This is a genomic window from Pseudomonas sp. 18173, from assembly GCF_050432945.1.
Lineage (GTDB): Bacteria > Pseudomonadota > Gammaproteobacteria > Pseudomonadales > Pseudomonadaceae > Aquipseudomonas.
Window position 1 is genome coordinate 1 of record NZ_JBKFTN010000045.1, and the last position, 15,061, is coordinate 15,061.

The 15,061-nt window shown below is 61.7% G+C and carries 16 protein-coding genes and 3 pseudogenes; all 19 read right to left on the minus strand.

Features of this window, described 5'->3' with window-relative positions; translation table 11 throughout:
* Window positions 1–206 precede the first annotated feature (206 nt).
* A pseudogene (locus ACLD1X_RS28400) lies at window positions 207–698 on the minus strand (phage late control D family protein); the annotation flags it as partial.
* Between the two features lie 2 nt (window positions 699–700).
* Window positions 701–1,600, minus strand: a pseudogene (locus ACLD1X_RS28405) (phage late control D family protein); the annotation flags it as partial.
* 169 nt (window positions 1,601–1,769) lie between these two features.
* Window positions 1,770–1,976 carry a tail protein X gene (locus tag ACLD1X_RS28410; RefSeq protein WP_057716592.1) on the minus strand — a complete coding sequence of 69 codons (207 nt, stop codon included), beginning with the start codon at window positions 1,974–1,976 and terminating at the stop codon, window positions 1,770–1,772.
* Complete coding sequence (locus ACLD1X_RS28415; RefSeq protein ID WP_429373521.1) at window positions 1,951–2,808, minus strand: phage tail protein; 858 nt, start codon at window positions 2,806–2,808, stop codon at window positions 1,951–1,953. Before ACLD1X_RS28415 ends, ACLD1X_RS28410 begins: the two co-directional genes overlap by 26 nt.
* A gap of 9 nt (window positions 2,809–2,817) precedes the next feature.
* Window positions 2,818–5,154 (minus strand): phage tail tape measure protein, encoded by a 2,337-nt coding sequence (locus tag ACLD1X_RS28420; protein WP_429373523.1) that lies wholly within the window; start codon window positions 5,152–5,154, stop codon window positions 2,818–2,820.
* A gap of 141 nt (window positions 5,155–5,295) precedes the next feature.
* Window positions 5,296–5,604 (minus strand): phage tail assembly protein, encoded by a 309-nt coding sequence (locus tag ACLD1X_RS28425; RefSeq protein WP_429373525.1) that lies wholly within the window; start codon window positions 5,602–5,604, stop codon window positions 5,296–5,298.
* A gap of 11 nt (window positions 5,605–5,615) precedes the next feature.
* Window positions 5,616–6,119 carry a phage major tail tube protein gene (locus ACLD1X_RS28430; protein ID WP_322617139.1) on the minus strand — a complete coding sequence of 168 codons (504 nt, stop codon included), beginning with the start codon at window positions 6,117–6,119 and terminating at the stop codon, window positions 5,616–5,618.
* A 12-nt stretch (window positions 6,120–6,131) separates the two neighbouring features.
* The gene (locus tag ACLD1X_RS28435; protein WP_429373527.1) at window positions 6,132–7,295 is read right to left on the minus strand and encodes a phage tail sheath subtilisin-like domain-containing protein; all 1,164 of its coding nucleotides are present in this window, start codon (window positions 7,293–7,295) and stop codon (window positions 6,132–6,134) included.
* Window positions 7,296–7,382: 87 nt separating this feature from the next.
* The gene (locus ACLD1X_RS28440) at window positions 7,383–7,949 is read right to left on the minus strand and encodes a hypothetical protein (RefSeq protein WP_429373529.1); all 567 of its coding nucleotides are present in this window, start codon (window positions 7,947–7,949) and stop codon (window positions 7,383–7,385) included.
* Window positions 7,949–10,258: a phage tail protein gene (locus ACLD1X_RS28445; protein ID WP_429373531.1), complete on the minus strand. Its 2,310-nt coding sequence runs from the start codon at window positions 10,256–10,258 to the stop codon at window positions 7,949–7,951. The genes ACLD1X_RS28440 and ACLD1X_RS28445 overlap by 1 nt, the downstream gene beginning before the upstream one ends.
* Window positions 10,251–10,862 (minus strand): phage tail protein I, encoded by a 612-nt coding sequence (locus ACLD1X_RS28450; protein ID WP_008020742.1) that lies wholly within the window; start codon window positions 10,860–10,862, stop codon window positions 10,251–10,253. The genes ACLD1X_RS28445 and ACLD1X_RS28450 overlap by 8 nt, the downstream gene beginning before the upstream one ends.
* A complete protein-coding gene (locus ACLD1X_RS28455) occupies window positions 10,859–11,746 on the minus strand; it encodes a baseplate assembly protein (protein ID WP_429373534.1) in 888 nt (295 codons plus the stop codon). Before ACLD1X_RS28455 ends, ACLD1X_RS28450 begins: the two co-directional genes overlap by 4 nt.
* Window positions 11,743–12,069: a GPW/gp25 family protein gene (locus tag ACLD1X_RS28460; protein WP_043302559.1), complete on the minus strand. Its 327-nt coding sequence runs from the start codon at window positions 12,067–12,069 to the stop codon at window positions 11,743–11,745. The genes ACLD1X_RS28455 and ACLD1X_RS28460 overlap by 4 nt, the downstream gene beginning before the upstream one ends.
* A 13-nt stretch (window positions 12,070–12,082) precedes the next feature.
* Window positions 12,083–12,304, minus strand: coding sequence for a hypothetical protein (locus ACLD1X_RS28465; protein ID WP_429373536.1), 222 nt, complete (start codon window positions 12,302–12,304; stop codon window positions 12,083–12,085).
* A gap of 56 nt (window positions 12,305–12,360) precedes the next feature.
* A complete protein-coding gene (locus ACLD1X_RS28470; protein ID WP_429373538.1) occupies window positions 12,361–12,921 on the minus strand; it encodes a phage baseplate assembly protein V in 561 nt (186 codons plus the stop codon).
* The gene (locus tag ACLD1X_RS28475; RefSeq protein ID WP_429373540.1) at window positions 12,888–13,439 is read right to left on the minus strand and encodes a hypothetical protein; all 552 of its coding nucleotides are present in this window, start codon (window positions 13,437–13,439) and stop codon (window positions 12,888–12,890) included. Before ACLD1X_RS28475 ends, ACLD1X_RS28470 begins: the two co-directional genes overlap by 34 nt.
* 171 nt (window positions 13,440–13,610) lie before the next feature.
* Window positions 13,611–13,976: a head-tail joining protein gene (locus tag ACLD1X_RS28480; protein ID WP_429373542.1), complete on the minus strand. Its 366-nt coding sequence runs from the start codon at window positions 13,974–13,976 to the stop codon at window positions 13,611–13,613.
* Entirely contained in the window at window positions 13,973–14,293 is a 321-nt protein-coding gene (locus ACLD1X_RS28485) for a hypothetical protein (protein WP_429373544.1), read from the minus strand. Before ACLD1X_RS28485 ends, ACLD1X_RS28480 begins: the two co-directional genes overlap by 4 nt.
* A gap of 68 nt (window positions 14,294–14,361) precedes the next feature.
* Window positions 14,362–15,061: pseudogene (locus tag ACLD1X_RS28490) on the minus strand (ClpP-like prohead protease/major capsid protein fusion protein); the annotation flags it as partial.

Below are 15,061 nucleotides of genomic sequence, written 5' to 3' on the forward strand. Positions count from 1 at the left end.
AGACATGGATAGCAAGACCTTTACTGTATAAATAAACAGGTGCTAGGCTCGCTCTGCTTTGTGCACAGAGCAGGAGCCTTGGCGGGACTTGCAGGGACAATCTGCGGGGACGGTGACCAGTCTGGATGTTGACGCATCCAGACTGGCCGCTCCTTTTACTTTGAGTTTGAAACTTTTGACTCGGGCTGACTCATGCGCCCGGGTGATCAACCCGGCACTTCAAGCACGACTTTCTGCGGCTTGCCGGAGGCCTTGGCCTTGCCCTCCTTGCCGCCATTGCACTCGACCGACACCGTCCACCCGGACGGGGTGAAGGTGTGATCGACCGACTCCACCAGGTATTCGCTATCGAGCCCGCGCTTGAAGCCTTGCGCCTTGATCATGCTTTCGGCAAACAGGTCGGTCCGCCCGGGCAGGTCCAGGCGCACCGAGGCGGTGGATCGGTTGAACGCGGCCAGACCTGCCTTGGCGGCCTCATCAGCGGCTGTTCTGTCCGGGTAGAGATGGCGATCGGTGTGCACCGGTGGCATGCCTTCGGGCACGTTGGGGTTATCCAGATGCGAGATCAGCAGCTCTCCACTGGCCGGGTCCTGATACTGAGTGCTGACGCCTTGGTGGGTGCTGCGGTCGCTCAAGCGAAACTGCCAGCGGGTCACGTCACTGCGCTGCAAGGTGATCACGGCCAAAGTCTTGCCGCTGNCTCACCATCGAGCCCACGCTTGAAGCCCTGCGCCTCGATCATGCTTTCGGCAAACAGGTCAGTACGCCCGGGCAGATCCAGGCGTACCGAGGCGGTGGATCGGTTGAACGCGGCCAGACGCGCCTTGGCGGCCTCATCGGCTGCCGTGCGGTCCGGGTAGATATGCCGATCGGTGTGCACCGGTGGCATGCCTTCGGGCACGTTGGGATTGTCCAGGTGCGAGACCAACAATTCCCCGCTGGCGGGGTCCTGATACTGGGTGCTGACGCCTTGATGCGTACTGCGGTCGCTCAAGCGAAACTGCCAGCGGGTCACGTCACTGCGCTGCAAGGTGATCACGGCCAAAGTCTTGCCGCTGGCGCTTTGCCCGCCCTGTCGCGGCAGGACCAGCAGCTTGCCGTCGGCGACCTTGGCGGTGCAGTCGTGTTTTTTGGCCACGCGGGTGATGAAGTTGAAGTCGGATTCATTCAGCTGGTCCATGCGCGGCACCTGGGTGTCGACCGGGCACGATGGCTGCCAGCCATTGCGCGCCGCGACGTCACTGACAATCTGCGCCAAGCTGACGTCCTCCCAACTGCCGCTGCGCGTGGTCTTGCCGCTGCCACGCATGTCGCTGGCCTTGCCGCTGATCACCAGCGTGTCCGGCGGGCCGGAAACGGCCACCTCGTCCACGGTGTAACGGCCCATGCGCGTCAGGTCGGCGCCGGCATAACCCAGGTAGACCTCGATATTCGCGCCACGCACGGGCAGCGACACCGCGCCGTCGCGGTCATCAATGCGCAGCTCAAACGAATCTGAGGCCATCCCGGGCCGATCGGAGAGCTGCAGCGAGACCAGCCGATCATTGATCAGGGTAGTGATGTCGGCACCGTCGGCGACGATGCGGAAAAGTGGTTGCATGTCGGCACCTCAGACAAGAAAAAGCCCGCACGCGGCGGGCTGGGTAACGGGATCAATCCCACAACGAAATGACGCTGTCAGTCTCGACCACCAGGTCCGGCAGCGTGATCAGCACGCCGGCCCGGAACGGTTNAGAAAAAACCCGCACGCGGCGGGCTGGGTAACGGGATCAATCCCACAACGAAATGACGCTGTCAGTCTCGACCACCAGGTCCGGCAGCGTGATCAGCACGCCGGCCCGGAACGGTTGCGGCTCATCGGCCAGGCCCTGATTGGCGGCCAACACCGCCTCGACGCTGCGGTTCAGGTGGCCGTAATAGTGGTGGCACAGGGTGTCGAGCAGATCCCCGTCAGCCGTTCTGCAGGTCATCGCCATAACGGACAAACTCCAATGAAAAGCCCTGTTTGCGCGGGATCGCCCCGGGCAGCAACGCGCTTTGCTCTTCTTCGATATTGGTCAAAACCCAGTTGCCCAGCACCTCGCCATAACCGGTGGTCAGGTTCAGGGGCAGCAACTTGGCACCGATGCTGCGCAGCCTATCCAGCTGCTTCAGCCCACCTTTGAAGCTCGGGTAGATCGCGCCCTTGATGGTGATTTTCTCCTCACCCAGACCCACCGCCTGCTGTGCCGGGCGTCGGGTCAGACGCTCCTGCGCGGCCCAGCGAAACGCCGTCTGCCGGCGTAGTTCATCGAAGGCTGCCGTGTCCAGGTTGAAGTAGTACGGCCGCTCATTGGCTTTCAGTGGGTAGAGGATCAGCAAGTGCGGGAATGGCTTCACCGCGTCGGGAATCGGCGACAGGTCGCCGGCAAACCATTCCGTGGGGAAGATGTTGCCCAACGCGGCATTGGCCTTGCCGACGACCTTGTTGAACGCCGCGCCAAAGCGGCCAATCTGCTCAGTCAACGCGGAAAAGTGCTCATCAAACTGGGCTAGGGCGCGCTGAGTCTGATTGTAGTAGCTGGCCACCTTGCCGATCTTGGCCTGCGCCGAGTTGATTGCACTTTGCAGGCGGCGGGTCTTGTCGCTCAGATCCTCGCTGAGAAAGGGCAAGCCTTCCAGCGCATCGGCCGCCCCGCTGATTTCATTGAGCGCGCCATTCATGGGCCCGGTCATCGACTCGATGTCGGTGCGACCGGCTTCACCGGCGTCGACCATGTACTTGAGGCCACCCTGCAGGTGCTCCAGGTAGTTTTTTTCATCCGCCATAACACTTCCTTAGCCCACATGGGGCGCATCAAACAACTGGCGGCTACGCGCCTCCCGGGCGAAGTCGTCAAACTGGCGCCGCAGGTACGGCATCATTTCCTGAACGAACTGCGCCGGATCTTTCACATCGCCCTGCACTTGAAAAACCGGTGCCGGAGCGAAGGTAAACTGCTGATCGACCTTCGGCCATTCCGGTGTTTTTGCCGCCGTGGTCGACATCAATACCGCCGCCGTGACCGGTGTGGCAGGGGCGTTTTCCATCGAGCGCACGACCGCGCCCACTCCCTGGCCGGCGGCCAGGGGCAAGATGCCGATCGGCGCTTTGGTCGGCGTTTCCGGCCCGCCAAACAAGGCCTTGCCCATGGTCGCGCCCATGTCACCGCCGCCCCATGCCCCGAGTGCGCCACCGATCGCTCCGCCAATCGCGGTTCCGATCAGTGGGATGATCGAACCGATGGCCGCGCCGGCCGCTGCACCCGCCATGCCTCCGGCCAGGCTACCTGCCGCCTCGCCGTAGCCTTCGGCCTTCTCTTGGCGCGTGGTCGCGTTCTGGTAAGTGTCCACCACCTGGAGGCCGGCAGCGGCCACCGCCAGCGCCCCGCCCGCTTTCACGCCACGGGAAAGTCGATTGGCAGACCCTTTTCGCTTTCGACCTGGATTGCGATCCAGCCCGTCGCCATCGCCGTCCTTCGCGTTGGTCACGAACACCCGCTGCACGATGTTGGACCGGTCGCCGGCCGAACCGCGCGCAATGTTGGCCAGCCCCCGACCGATCTTCAGCGCGGCCCAGGCCTTGCCCAGCACCAACGCTCCGGCAGTGAGTGCCGCCAGGCCCAGCACCACCTTGGGCGTTTCCTCGGACAAGGCGGTCAAACCACGGGCTGCCGCGCCAATACCAGTGGCCAGCGCATCCGTCGCTGGACGCAGCGCATCACCGATCGCTCGTAGCGAATCGTTGAACGCCTGACCGGTTTCGGCCCAGCGTTGTGACGAGGCTTCGCGCCGCTCGCTCAGGTTTTTGTCGAGAATGTCCTTGCGCTGGCCATTGGGGTCCGCAGCGTCCCTTTTCAGCTCGGCATAGAGTTTCTTGTTCTGGGTGTAGGCCATCAGCGCGGTCTTGACCTGCATGTCGGCAAACACATCGCCGGTGCGCAGGGTCGCGGCCAGGGCATCGGCCATCGCTTGCGTCTTGGCCGGGTCCGTCTCCTGGTTGATCTGGGTCAGGCCCTGATCCAGCTGTTTGGCCTTCTTCGGGTCGGTCTTTTCCACGTACCGGCGAGCCAGTTCAAAACTGGCTTCAAAGGTCGACAGGCCCTTGGCAATGGCGGCGTTCATCGAGCCCTGATAGTCGATCCCGGCATCGGCATAACCTTTGACTGTTTCCCCCGAGCCGATTTTCGCGATCCAGTTTTTCAGGTTGTTCGCCGCCTCATCCGCGCTGCCGGCGCTCTTGATCTGCACCTGCAGCATGGCGCCCAGCTGGGTCACCGCGTCTTGACCGGTGATGCCGCTGCCGGCCATCTGTGCCAACAGTTCCGGAAACCACTTGGCCATGTCGGCCGCTTCGAAGCTGCCTTGCTGGCCCAGCAACGCGACCGACGCCAAGGCCTGTTCCATTTTCTGCGGGTCGGTGATCTTGGCGTTGTTCTGCATCGCGAGAATCATCTTCGCCGTGTCGGTGCCCGACGCGCCCTGCCCGACCGCAAACTTGGCAGCCACCGGGGCGTACTGCAGCGCCTCGGTCAATGCCATACCGCCACCGACCAGCTGATTCACCAGCTCGGCCACCTGGGTGTTGGCCATGCCGGTGTCTTTCGAAGTCTGCACAATGTCGCGGGCGGTATTTACTTCCTGTTGAGTATTGGCGGTACCGGACTTGATCGCGATGTCGCGAATGATCGCCTGAAAATCCGCGCTGACCTTGGTCGGTACAGCGGCCAGCGTGGTACCGGCCACCGCCGTGCCAAATCCGCTGCGCAGGCTTTCTCGCCCCTCCTGCACCTGCGCCATGCCTTTGGCCTTGAACTCGGCGCTGCGCACAACCTTGCCCAGCGCCAGGTACTCCTGACGCAGGCGGCCGACTTCGACCCCCTGCCTGCGCAGACTGCTGGTGTTGGTCTCCAGTTTGCGTAGCAGGGCATCGGCGTTGGCCGCCCCGCTGTCGTGAGCCTTTTTCCATTCATCGCGCAGGCGTATGGTTTCGCCGATGACTTTCTGCAAGCCCTTGGCGCGCGTGGTTTGCGCCTCGAGCTTTTTCATTTCGCCGCTGACGTTCTTGAAGGCGGCGCCGAGCGAAGAATCGACGGCGCCACCAATCACCAGCCCGAGCGAGAGTTTGTTCGCCATGCTTATCACCTACGTGCGACGGGGTGGGCTCAATCCGTGAGCCACCAGACCATCTCGGAAAACGACAGCCCCTGAATCTCGGCCACCGAAAAATTCAGCTCGACGGCCAAGCGTTTAGCCAGGGCCTTTTGCAGGCGGGGGTTAAACCCCGTCGTCTGCTCCCAGACGAAAATAGGCGGTCTGCAGACGACGGTAATCACGCATCAGCAGCCCCTCCAGATCCGCGCGACCGATGCTCGCCAGGCTGCAAAACAGGACCATTTCCTGTTCTTCTTCGTTGCTCCCGCCCTGCAAGGTGGCGGCGCGCATCTCGCGCACCGTCGGCTCACGCAGGGTCAGCTTGTCGACCTTGACGCCGTTGGCCTCGCTCGGTCGGGACAGAGTGACGGTGGCAATGCCATCGCCCAGTTGCAGCCATTTGGGCAGGACGTTGTCTTTTGCGTTGCTCATGGTGGTGCTCCTTACATGCCCAGGGCAGACCGCACGGCGGCCAGTTGGTCGACGCCGTCGATGACGCGAATCGAGTTGAGGGGATCGATTTCAAACATGACGCTGCCGTCGATCTCCAGCTTGTAATAGGTCACGGCGACGGCGTATTTGAACTCGCCTTTTTCACCCGGTTTCCAATCCCCCGGGTCGACTTCCTTGAGGCTGCCACGCAGGGTGGCGACCACCGACTTGACCACACCTTTCTGGCCCTTGAAGGCACCGCGGAACGAGGCGTTGAACCCGGTCAGGTCGGACTGGCCGAAGAACTTCAGCACCTCGCGGCGCACACCATTGGTGAGGAAGCTGGCTTCCAGCTTCTCCATCCCCATGTCGAGTTCGACCGCCGCGTCCATGCCGCCCGCGCGGTATTCGTCAGTCTTGAGGGTCAACTTGGGCAGGGTCAGGCTCGGCACGTCGCCTTGCAGGCTGATGCCGTCCACGAACAGGTTGGTGTTGTAGAGCACTTCCGGAATCATAAAACGGCCTCCTTAGGCAGCGGTGTCCAGCACTTCAGTGATCCACTGATCGGTCACCTCCACGCGGAAGTTCGGGTTTTCGGCCGGCGGCACATCGGTGAACCGGATGTTCCAGTACACCTTGCCGTCGCTGAGTTCGCTGGAGGTGTTCAGCTCCTCGTCGGCATAGACTTCGAAGTTGATGATCGCGCCCTGATTCTTCAGGTCGCGCATGAACGCCTGCAGGCCTTCGGTCACGTCCTTGACGTAGGTCGCGGTGATCGAGCGGTCAACCGCCCACTTGTGCGCGTAGAGGATCGCGTCCATGACGATATCCAGCGTGCGCACGCGGGTGACGAACTTCCATTTCGGGTCACTGGACAGTGTGCGGTTGCCCCACAGCCGGTACCCGTCATCACGAATGATCGTGGTGATATTCGCGTTGTTCAGCACGTTGGCCCGGCAGGACGCATCGCCGTCGAGAAACTCGATCGGCCGCGTGGTGCCGGTGATGCCGACAAACTCCTTGTTCGACGGCGAGGCCCAGAAACCGTAGGTGGCATCGGTCCAGGCAAACAGGCCGGCGGTCCAGGCCGAGGCCGGTGCGTTGACCGTGGCACTAGCGCCGGTATCCCAGAACTGCACCCCCGGGTCGACCATGTACGCGTGTTTGCTGCCGAAATTTTCGGCATACGCAATCGCCGCTTCGTCGGTGGTGTTCGGCCCGTCGAGGATCGCCATGGCGCGCATCTTGTCGCCCAGCGCAACCAGCTCGGTGGCCACCGCCAGCGTCGCCGAGTACCCCGGAGTCACCAACAACCGTGGCTGCGCGTTGAACTTGCTTTTACCGTTGAGCAACGCCTGCATGCCGGTACGGCTGCCGTCGGCCCAAACCCCGCCGATGATCGCCGAGAGTTGTTCGGCCGGATCCTCCAGCACCGGCACGCCGACGGCGACAATCACCGCCTTGGACCGTTTGAAAATGGCCTTGCAGTCCTGGGTGATTGCCGCATCCGGGCCCCAGGCGGCCACCGCTTCGCTTTCGCGGGTGATCAACAGCAATTCGTTGGCCGCCGCGGTCGCCGGCGGCGCCACGGTGAAGGTGTTGCACAGGCCAATGATCGACGCGGACGGGGTGGCGATATGCCGGGCGCCGGTGTCCACCAGGGTCACGGTGACGCCGTGAAAAAAACTCATAAAGTGATACTCCAGAAACGAAAAAACCCCGCATCAGCGAGGTCGTGGGGATGTACGGTGACGCGGGGCGTCAGGACGCGGTGCGGCTCAGTCCGGCTTGAGTGGCCGCTTATCACTGGCTGGAAAGTCTGACGAAGTTGGCCAGGCCCGCAATTCATTGCGGTAGGTGCGCCAGGCGAGTTCGGTGTTGAGCGCGGCCGGGTCAGCATCCAGATGCTTGTCGATCTCTCTGCCAGCCCAGTGCAATTCATTTTCGATCCAAGATCGTTCTCGCCGGCTCTGTAGCGCCAGATCGCGTGCGGCATCGAGTACCCAAACGAGACCATCCCAGAGATAGGCCGCACTCGGTCGCGGCAAAGCCGTCAGCTCGGCCGGCAACTCGCCCGGCATCGAGTGCGTCACCTCGGCACCGTCAGTGGTGCGGAAAACCACGCCCCGGAAGTCAGGCACGACACCCCATGCATCCTGCTGTCTAACGACCACCTGTTGTTCCGGAGCTTGTGGTGGTTCATCCAGCGTTGCGCCAGCCGGCAGACCGCAGCCAGCGCTCACATAGATTTCGTTCTTTCCGAGGTATTCACCGGTAGTTTCACGGAAGGTGTAAACCTCGACCCACCCGCTTTCATCAAAAAAGCCGTTCACTAAAGTCGTCATCAATACATCCTGCAGATGTAGTTGTAAGCCACGTTGCGCATGCGGGTTTCCGTGCTCACACGGGCGACCGCCGATGGATTAAAAGTTGCAGACATATAACCCGTTGTAGTCATGCTTGGTGCAGCAGGGATATTGGCCGTCGTATAACCAGTAGCCGTAAATACGCCGGTCGCGGTATTCACCAGCAACATCGAATCATCGTCCTGTAGCCTGAGTTCACCCGTCATGTTTTGTAGCGTGTCGAGTTGAAGGCTCAACACGGCGCGCCCAGAGTCCGGGTCGATTCCGCGCCCGCCATCCAGACCACGAATCGATTCCCCGCGTAGGTCTGGCAAGAAGCCGCTGGGATACACGGCTGCCAATGCCGGGTACCACTCGACATTGAACGGCTGCCCCCCCATCAACACGCATTTGTCGGGTGGCGTAGCGGTTGGCCATGGAAACGGCACGCCGACAGGGACGGAAAATATGGAAGCAGGATCAAAATTGGCCTGGGTCCAGATATGCCCGAAATCAGACGCATCAACCTGTATTTTTATTTGACCCGTGGCGTTGTTGTAGCCGATGTGGATTTTATTGGGGTCTTGATCCACGCCCCCGCCTTGCTGCACGGGATAGAAGCCCAACACAGGTTGGTAATTACCAGGGTTAAAGTTATTAGTGTCCCAACCGGTTGCCCACTCACTGAATACGTATCCCTCTGGGCCCAGAACACCGCCACGAGTAATAGCTGTACCGGTGTTATAGCCGATGATTTGTTGCCAGAGGGTGTCTTGACTGACCGTAACCAGCATGGGGGAGAATTGACCGCCTTCTGGAACGTTCGGGCCGGGGTTCACCCGGTACATACCCACGGTGGTGACTGTGTTTAGATCGGTGCCCTCGGGAAGGACAATCCCCCCGCGACCGATGCCATAAGCACCCGCGAGCAATACACAGCCTGGCGTGTCATCTTGGGGAGTGGTTTGTTTAACCAGATTGGTTGAGTCCCAGATGTTTTCCCATACGCCCCAAACACCGGCAATCAAGGCCCTGCGGTATAGGGTGTGGTTGCCAACCCCAAAAATCTCCTGAAAGGCGTACTGACCTGGTGTAATCGCCGAGACGCGAACCCAACCCTCATAAGCCCCGCCACCTGGCCCCCCAATACCTCTAACGATGTAATAGAGGGCCGTAGTCGCGTTTAGACCACCAATATCAACATCGCTGACCATATAGGCGGCACCGCCCCAGCCGAACGCTCCGACCTTCATGAGCGCATCAGGCGTTAAATCGTGCAGTTCGACCTGCACATTAGCGGTCGCGGCGGTGCCCAGCCCGAGGTTATCCCGAGCCTCGACCACATCCGTCAGGTCGGCAAGGTTTTCACCCACCGTCAGGGCATCGGTGATGCCGTAGCCGTCCAGGGTGGTCGGGTTGGTGCCAGCGATCACACGCCCAAGGGCATCGACGGTGACACTGCGAAAAGTGCCCACACCGCCCCCACTGCCGCCCGCGATCATTTCAAACTGCAAACCGGTGGTACCGAGGGTGATCGGCGCGTCGGTGACCAACTGCCAGAGGCTGTCGCCGTTGGTCGTGCCCTGCTCGACGTGGATAAACAACCCCGGTGTCACTTCCAGGCTGTTGTCGGCATCGTCGGCCCGCGTCCAGCCTTCGGCGCTGACCACGTAGACACCATTTTCTTGGGCCTGCGTCTGCGCAGTCACCAGCACCCGGTCACCAACAGCTACGTCAATACCATCGATGGTCTGCACATTGCTCAGGGTGATGGGGACTGTAGCCACCACCCGCGCTGACTGTTTGTGATCCAGCTTGGCCAGCGCCTCACTTATCGCCAGGTCGACGTATTCACGCGTGGCCAGCACCACCGCCGGGTCAATCTTCAGCACGATGTTCGCCGAGCTGCTGACGATGAAATTCATCCGCACGACCTGGGTTTTGCCACTGCCCTGGTCCAGCAACGGTTTATAGCTCGGCGCGCAGTTGGCCACCGCCACCAGATCACCGTCGACATCGTACAGGCCGATCTCGCGAATCCACTCACCGCCCACTTCCGGCGGAATGATCTGCTCAGTGATCACCGTGTTGGGATTGGCCGGATCGACCCGGATCTGGTTAATCGGCGCCCGGCGCCATTCATTGATCAACTGGGTCTGCAGGCGATCGGGAATCGGGTCGGTGCCGTTGGCATCTCCCAAGCCCATCTCGGTGAACATCCAGTCCAAGCCCATGGCGATGGCATTGGCGTGTTTGGCTTCGCCCACCGCCGTGAGAATGGCAAAAAACTGACTGGTCTTATCAATCATAGGGATAAACGTCCAAAGTATCGGTTTCATCGACGCAGAGCGCCGGGCCAAAAGTGCCGGTCACGTCGATGTCTTGCGGGGCCGGTGGGTACACGTCGATCTCTTCGCCCTCTTGCACGCACACGGCGATGCCCAGCACCCCCTCGGTCTGCAGACTGAGCGCCAGGTTGGTCATGTGCCGGCTGACCGGGCGGGCGTCGTCGATCAACCACGCCAGTTCCTCGTACAGCTCCTCGGTGATGCCGGCGTCATTCAGGCCGACCTCTAGGGCGAAGGTGCCGGGCACGCCTTCAGGTACGGTGTCGAACCACTCGACCACGTCGATCAGGTAGCCCAAAGGCTCGACCACACGACGCAGCGCACCGATGGTGCCTTTACGTGCATGCACGTCATACGCCGAACGGATTGCCGTGCGCTTGGCCTCCTGCGTCCAGTTGTTGTTCCAGCGGTCCACCGACCAGGCCGACGCCAGATACGGCAACAGGTGTTCAGGGCAGGTATCGGCGTTGTACAAACTGCGCAGCGGAATCAGTGTGTTTTCATAGTTGGCCGCCTCGACGGCCAGCTCTAGCGGCGTGCTGTTGAGGGGCAGCTGACTGCTCATGTCAGACTGTCTCCCAACACCACGTTGTAGCTCGTGCAGTAGGCCGCCTCGGCCTTGCTCGGTCTGACATCGGTCCAGTCGAGCAGCTCAACCCTGGCGATGCCAGGAACGTGCAATTGCGCATCGATCCCCGAGCGCGCCACTTCCAGACCGAGGCGACGGCGTGGGTTGATCCACTCACTCAGGCGTTTCTGGCTTTCGGCCAGGTAGGCTTCGTTTTCCGGCCCCGGTGCCTGCGGGTACAGCACCGCTTCAATGTGGTAGTCGATGACCACAGCGCTCTGCACCGTGAGGCGGTCGGCCACCGGCCGCACGTCTTCGTCATTGAGGTGCTGCCGGACCTCTTCCAACAGCTCCGGCGAGGCGGCGCCGCTGCCTTCCAGGCTGAGCACGGTGACCACCACCACGGCCGGTGACGGACTTTCCGCCGTGGCATCGGCCACCAGGCCCGAGGCGTTACGCGCATGCAGGATGTAGCTGTTTCGCGGTCCCGCCGTGGTCAACCCCTCATACGACAGCTGCACTCGCTCGCGCAGGGCATCGTCCTCTTCGAGCACCTGCGGCGTCGGCGGCACCGTGCTCGGGTCTCCCGTCTGAATCACTAGGCGCTGCAGGTTGACGTTGGCGGCGAGGTGATCGAGGTCGGCCCGTTCGGCATGGGCCAACAGCAAGGCCTTGCCCGCGTCGTTGACCCGCGCCCGGTTCTGCAAGGCACCATACGCGGCCTGCTCGATCAGCTTGAGCACCGGGTCGCTTTCGAGCTCCGCACTCCAGTTGTCGCCCATGCTCAGGCGGAAGGCTTCCAGCTTCTCCTGGTAGACCACTTCAAAGTCGAGATCTTCGAGCACTTGCGGCGGCGGCAGGGCCGCCAGTTCCATGGTCATGCGGACACCTCCAAAGTCACATCGCTGCCCAGGTACTGCCCGGTCAGCTCAAAGGTGATACGTCCGTCGAGAATGGCCACGGCGCGCACGCGGCCGAGTTTCAGGCGTGGCTCCCAACGGCCCAAGGTGCTGGCCACCTCGGCTTGCACCGCACTCTTCCAGCCATCATTCACCGGCAGGTCGACAAAGCGCCGCAGCTTGCTGCCGTACTCCGGGCGCATGCGCCGGCTGCCCAAGGGCGTGGACAAGATGTCCTCGATGGACTGGCGCAGGTGATCGAGGCCGGAAATGAGTTGGCCGGTGCGGCGATCCAGTCCGATCATCCCGATCATGGGATCAGCCCTCGACCGCGACAAAGTCCTTGCGGCCGCGCAAATAGTCGAGCGCGACCGTGTCATCCGAGGCCACCGCGACCTGGCCCTTTTCCACTTTCAAGGTGCGCTCGGCGTCCAGCAGGATCAGCACCCGCGAGGTGTAGAGGGTGTCGCGAAAAATACTCAACGTGGCTGGAGCTGGCTCATCGGTGACTGCTGAGACTTCCTTGGTTTTACTCGTCATGTTTTTCTCCAGACATGAAAAAGCCCGCGCGTGGCGGGCTGAAAGTGAATGTGTGTTCAATGCGAGTGGTTGCTGCTGTTACCGCCAGCATCCATGATCGTGCCGGCGCCACTGATATCACCGGACACGCTCAGCGATCCGTCGATCGCCACCTCACCCACCAGCGCGATCTGGCTGGCGACAACGCGGACTTGATCCGGCGTCACTTCAAACTGCGAGCCACCAACCGTGATGGTCGCGCGGCTGCCCTCGGGCAGCGCAATGCTGTAGCTGCCGGCCTGCCAGTCGTAAACCAGTGAGCCGCCATCGTCGAAGTACCAGGCCTCGACGTGATCGCGGTTGTCCGGCGGCGTCCCGGCGTTGCCATACAACCCCGGGATAAAGGTGCCCATGGCCGGATCACCGCTCGGGCTGAACAACGCGCCCTGCTCATTCGGGCTCGGTGCGCGCCAATGACGGGCCTTACCAGCGGCCAAGCTGTGCCAGCGCACCCAGGCACTGACCCAAGTTCCGGCCTTGACCCGCACCCGCCCGGCCATCAGATCGACGCCGACCACCACGCAGGGCAGCAGCATGGCGGCGATCATTCGGTCGTGTTCGGCGCTGGCGTATCCCATTCCAGATCCTCCGGTTGAAAGTAGTGATCTTCATTGCCGGTACCGGTGCAGCCATCGACGTTCAGGTACAGAGAACCCGGCGGCTCGACTGGCCATAACCATTCGGTTTCACCGATCTGGAATATCTGCTTCCACTCCACGATCCACACCACAAATTGCGCCAGCTCCGGCATCGAGTCGTCCGGGAATGCACGTACGTCCTGCACCTCTTCGACAAAGTCCAGCCCCCAATACTGCCCACGCAAAATCTTGCTGATCTCGGCGGCCAGAATGGCGGCCTGCAAGGCCGCTTTGCTGATGGTGGAATCGACCATGATGCACACCTGAAAGCGGCCGCTCAGGGAAGTTTTGCCGCTGCCATTGTCGGGTGCTTCGCCGATTTCCGTCAGGGCGAACAACACCGCCGGCAGACCGACTTCAGCATTCAGCTCGGGAAACGCCTCGACGCTCACCACCGACGGCAAGCCGGCGCGGAATGTCGCCTCGATCGCATTGTGTAAGGTCGTCAGCTCATCCATTGTTCAAACTCANCGCTGCCATTGTCGGGTGCTTCGCCGATTTCCGTCAGGGCGAACAACACCGCCGGCAGACCCACTTCCGCATTCAGTTCGGGAAACGCCTCGACGCTCACCACCGACGGCAAGCCGGCGCGGAATGTCGCCTCGATCGCATTGTGTAAGGTCGTCAGCTCATCCATTGTTCAAACTCAAAATGAAGTTGACCATGCCGGCACCGTCCGGCTCACGCTTGCTGACCTTGTAGCGGCCGCCGCCCTGCTCCACCGGTAGATCGATGGTGAGCAAGGTGTCTTTCTCGATGCCCGCCGCCTCCACCACGCGAGCCGTGAAGGTGGGTGCCAGAACGTTATCCGTCACGATGGCATTGCCCAGACGCACGCTCTTCGATTTACCACCCACATCCGCACCGACAAAGGGCGAGAAGAACGCACCGAACAACGCTTGGCCATCCGGCTTGATGGCGCGATCGCCGAGGCGATCGACCAGCACCGCGTCCATCCGGGCCGTGACGTCGCGAAAGCGGCCCAGCGCGGTCACTGGATCAACAACGCTTCGGCAATACCGCCGACCGGGGCACTCAGCAGCTTGCCGAAGGGCACCGTTTCACCAGTGGCGGTGAGCGGATCAACCAGCACACCGGCTTGCAGGGCCACTTTCTGCCCCTGCAACAGCGCCGCATCGGCGGGCAGGCGCCAGACGCCGCCGAGATGGCCGACCAGGACATCACCCGCCACGCCACTGGCGATCGGGATGACCACCGTATCAACCAGCACCAACGGCACCCCCACCGTCGCGCCACCGTCTGGCGCCACAAAAGTCAGCGTGCTGCCGGGACCCGAATAATTCTTGGACATGCGCAATTCTCCTGTACAGAAACAACAAACCCCGCACGCGGCGGGGTGTTTAGGGGACTCTTCAACCGTTAACGGCTGGCTTTCGCAGCTGGCACGACACCGACTGACTTGTTCAGACCGCGATAATCCAGCGCCGCGACGCCGGCATCGATCCGCACCTTGCTGGTCACGCCATCAATGGTGAAACCCTGTTGCTGCTCCATGTAGGGCTGTTCAACGCCGTCCAGATAAGCGACCTCGATGGTGTCGGCGCCTTGGCGGGCTGCCTGGTACCAGGTGGTCGGCGAATCATCGTCCAGGCGTGGCTCGGCGATCACTGCGGCGAAGTTACGGATGGGGTTGTCGATGCCGGCATTGGTATCGACACCGGGCACGGACGCCGAGCGGATCAGTTGATTGGTCTTGTCTTCCAGCGCCACCGGTACCAAGACAAACGCCGGGCGAATGTTCAGGGTCCGGGGCTTACCGCCCTCGACCTGGGTTTTCTGCAAGGCCATGGCAGTCTTGGCCTTGCTCAACGCTTCAATCGACATATTTGCGCCGGCACCGGTGAACAGGTTGTTGCGTTCAGCATCGAACAACTCTTTGCCGTCACTCATCACCGGCGAATGGATCAGCGTGTCGTAGACCAGATCGCCAATGGTGCCGCGTGCGGCCAGGCCCATGTTGTAGGGCACCGTGCTCAGCTGGTCGAGGTCATCGTTGATGATCGCCTGACGGGTGATGCTGAACATTTCACCGTAGGTGGCCAGGCGGATTTTTTCACCA

What these genes read in the sequence shown, in the direction of transcription:
- ACLD1X_RS28410 (WP_057716592.1), bottom strand. Translation starts at nt 1,976, where the DNA reads ATGGCGATGACCTGCAGAACGGCTGACGGGGATCTGCTCGACACCCTG.
- ACLD1X_RS28415 (WP_429373521.1), bottom strand. Translation starts at nt 2,808, where the DNA reads ATGGCGGATGAAAAAAACTACCTGGAGCACCTGCAGGGTGGCCTCAAG.
- ACLD1X_RS28420 (WP_429373523.1), bottom strand. Translation starts at nt 5,154, where the DNA reads ATGGCGAACAAACTCTCGCTCGGGCTGGTGATTGGTGGCGCCGTCGAT.
- ACLD1X_RS28425 (WP_429373525.1), bottom strand. Translation starts at nt 5,604, where the DNA reads ATGAGCAACGCAAAAGACAACGTCCTGCCCAAATGGCTGCAACTGGGC.
- ACLD1X_RS28430 (WP_322617139.1), bottom strand. Translation starts at nt 6,119, where the DNA reads ATGATTCCGGAAGTGCTCTACAACACCAACCTGTTCGTGGACGGCATC.
- ACLD1X_RS28435 (WP_429373527.1), bottom strand. Translation starts at nt 7,295, where the DNA reads ATGAGTTTTTTTCACGGCGTCACCGTGACCCTGGTGGACACCGGCGCC.
- ACLD1X_RS28440 (WP_429373529.1), bottom strand. Translation starts at nt 7,949, where the DNA reads ATGACGACTTTAGTGAACGGCTTTTTTGATGAAAGCGGGTGGGTCGAG.
- ACLD1X_RS28445 (WP_429373531.1), bottom strand. Translation starts at nt 10,258, where the DNA reads ATGATTGATAAGACCAGTCAGTTTTTTGCCATTCTCACGGCGGTGGGC.
- ACLD1X_RS28450 (WP_008020742.1), bottom strand. Translation starts at nt 10,862, where the DNA reads ATGAGCAGTCAGCTGCCCCTCAACAGCACGCCGCTAGAGCTGGCCGTC.
- ACLD1X_RS28455 (WP_429373534.1), bottom strand. Translation starts at nt 11,746, where the DNA reads ATGACCATGGAACTGGCGGCCCTGCCGCCGCCGCAAGTGCTCGAAGAT.
- ACLD1X_RS28460 (WP_043302559.1), bottom strand. Translation starts at nt 12,069, where the DNA reads ATGATCGGACTGGATCGCCGCACCGGCCAACTCATTTCCGGCCTCGAT.
- ACLD1X_RS28465 (WP_429373536.1), bottom strand. Translation starts at nt 12,304, where the DNA reads ATGACGAGTAAAACCAAGGAAGTCTCAGCAGTCACCGATGAGCCAGCT.
- ACLD1X_RS28470 (WP_429373538.1), bottom strand. Translation starts at nt 12,921, where the DNA reads ATGGGATACGCCAGCGCCGAACACGACCGAATGATCGCCGCCATGCTG.
- ACLD1X_RS28475 (WP_429373540.1), bottom strand. Translation starts at nt 13,439, where the DNA reads ATGGATGAGCTGACGACCTTACACAATGCGATCGAGGCGACATTCCGC.
- ACLD1X_RS28485 (WP_429373544.1), bottom strand. Translation starts at nt 14,293, where the DNA reads ATGTCCAAGAATTATTCGGGTCCCGGCAGCACGCTGACTTTTGTGGCG.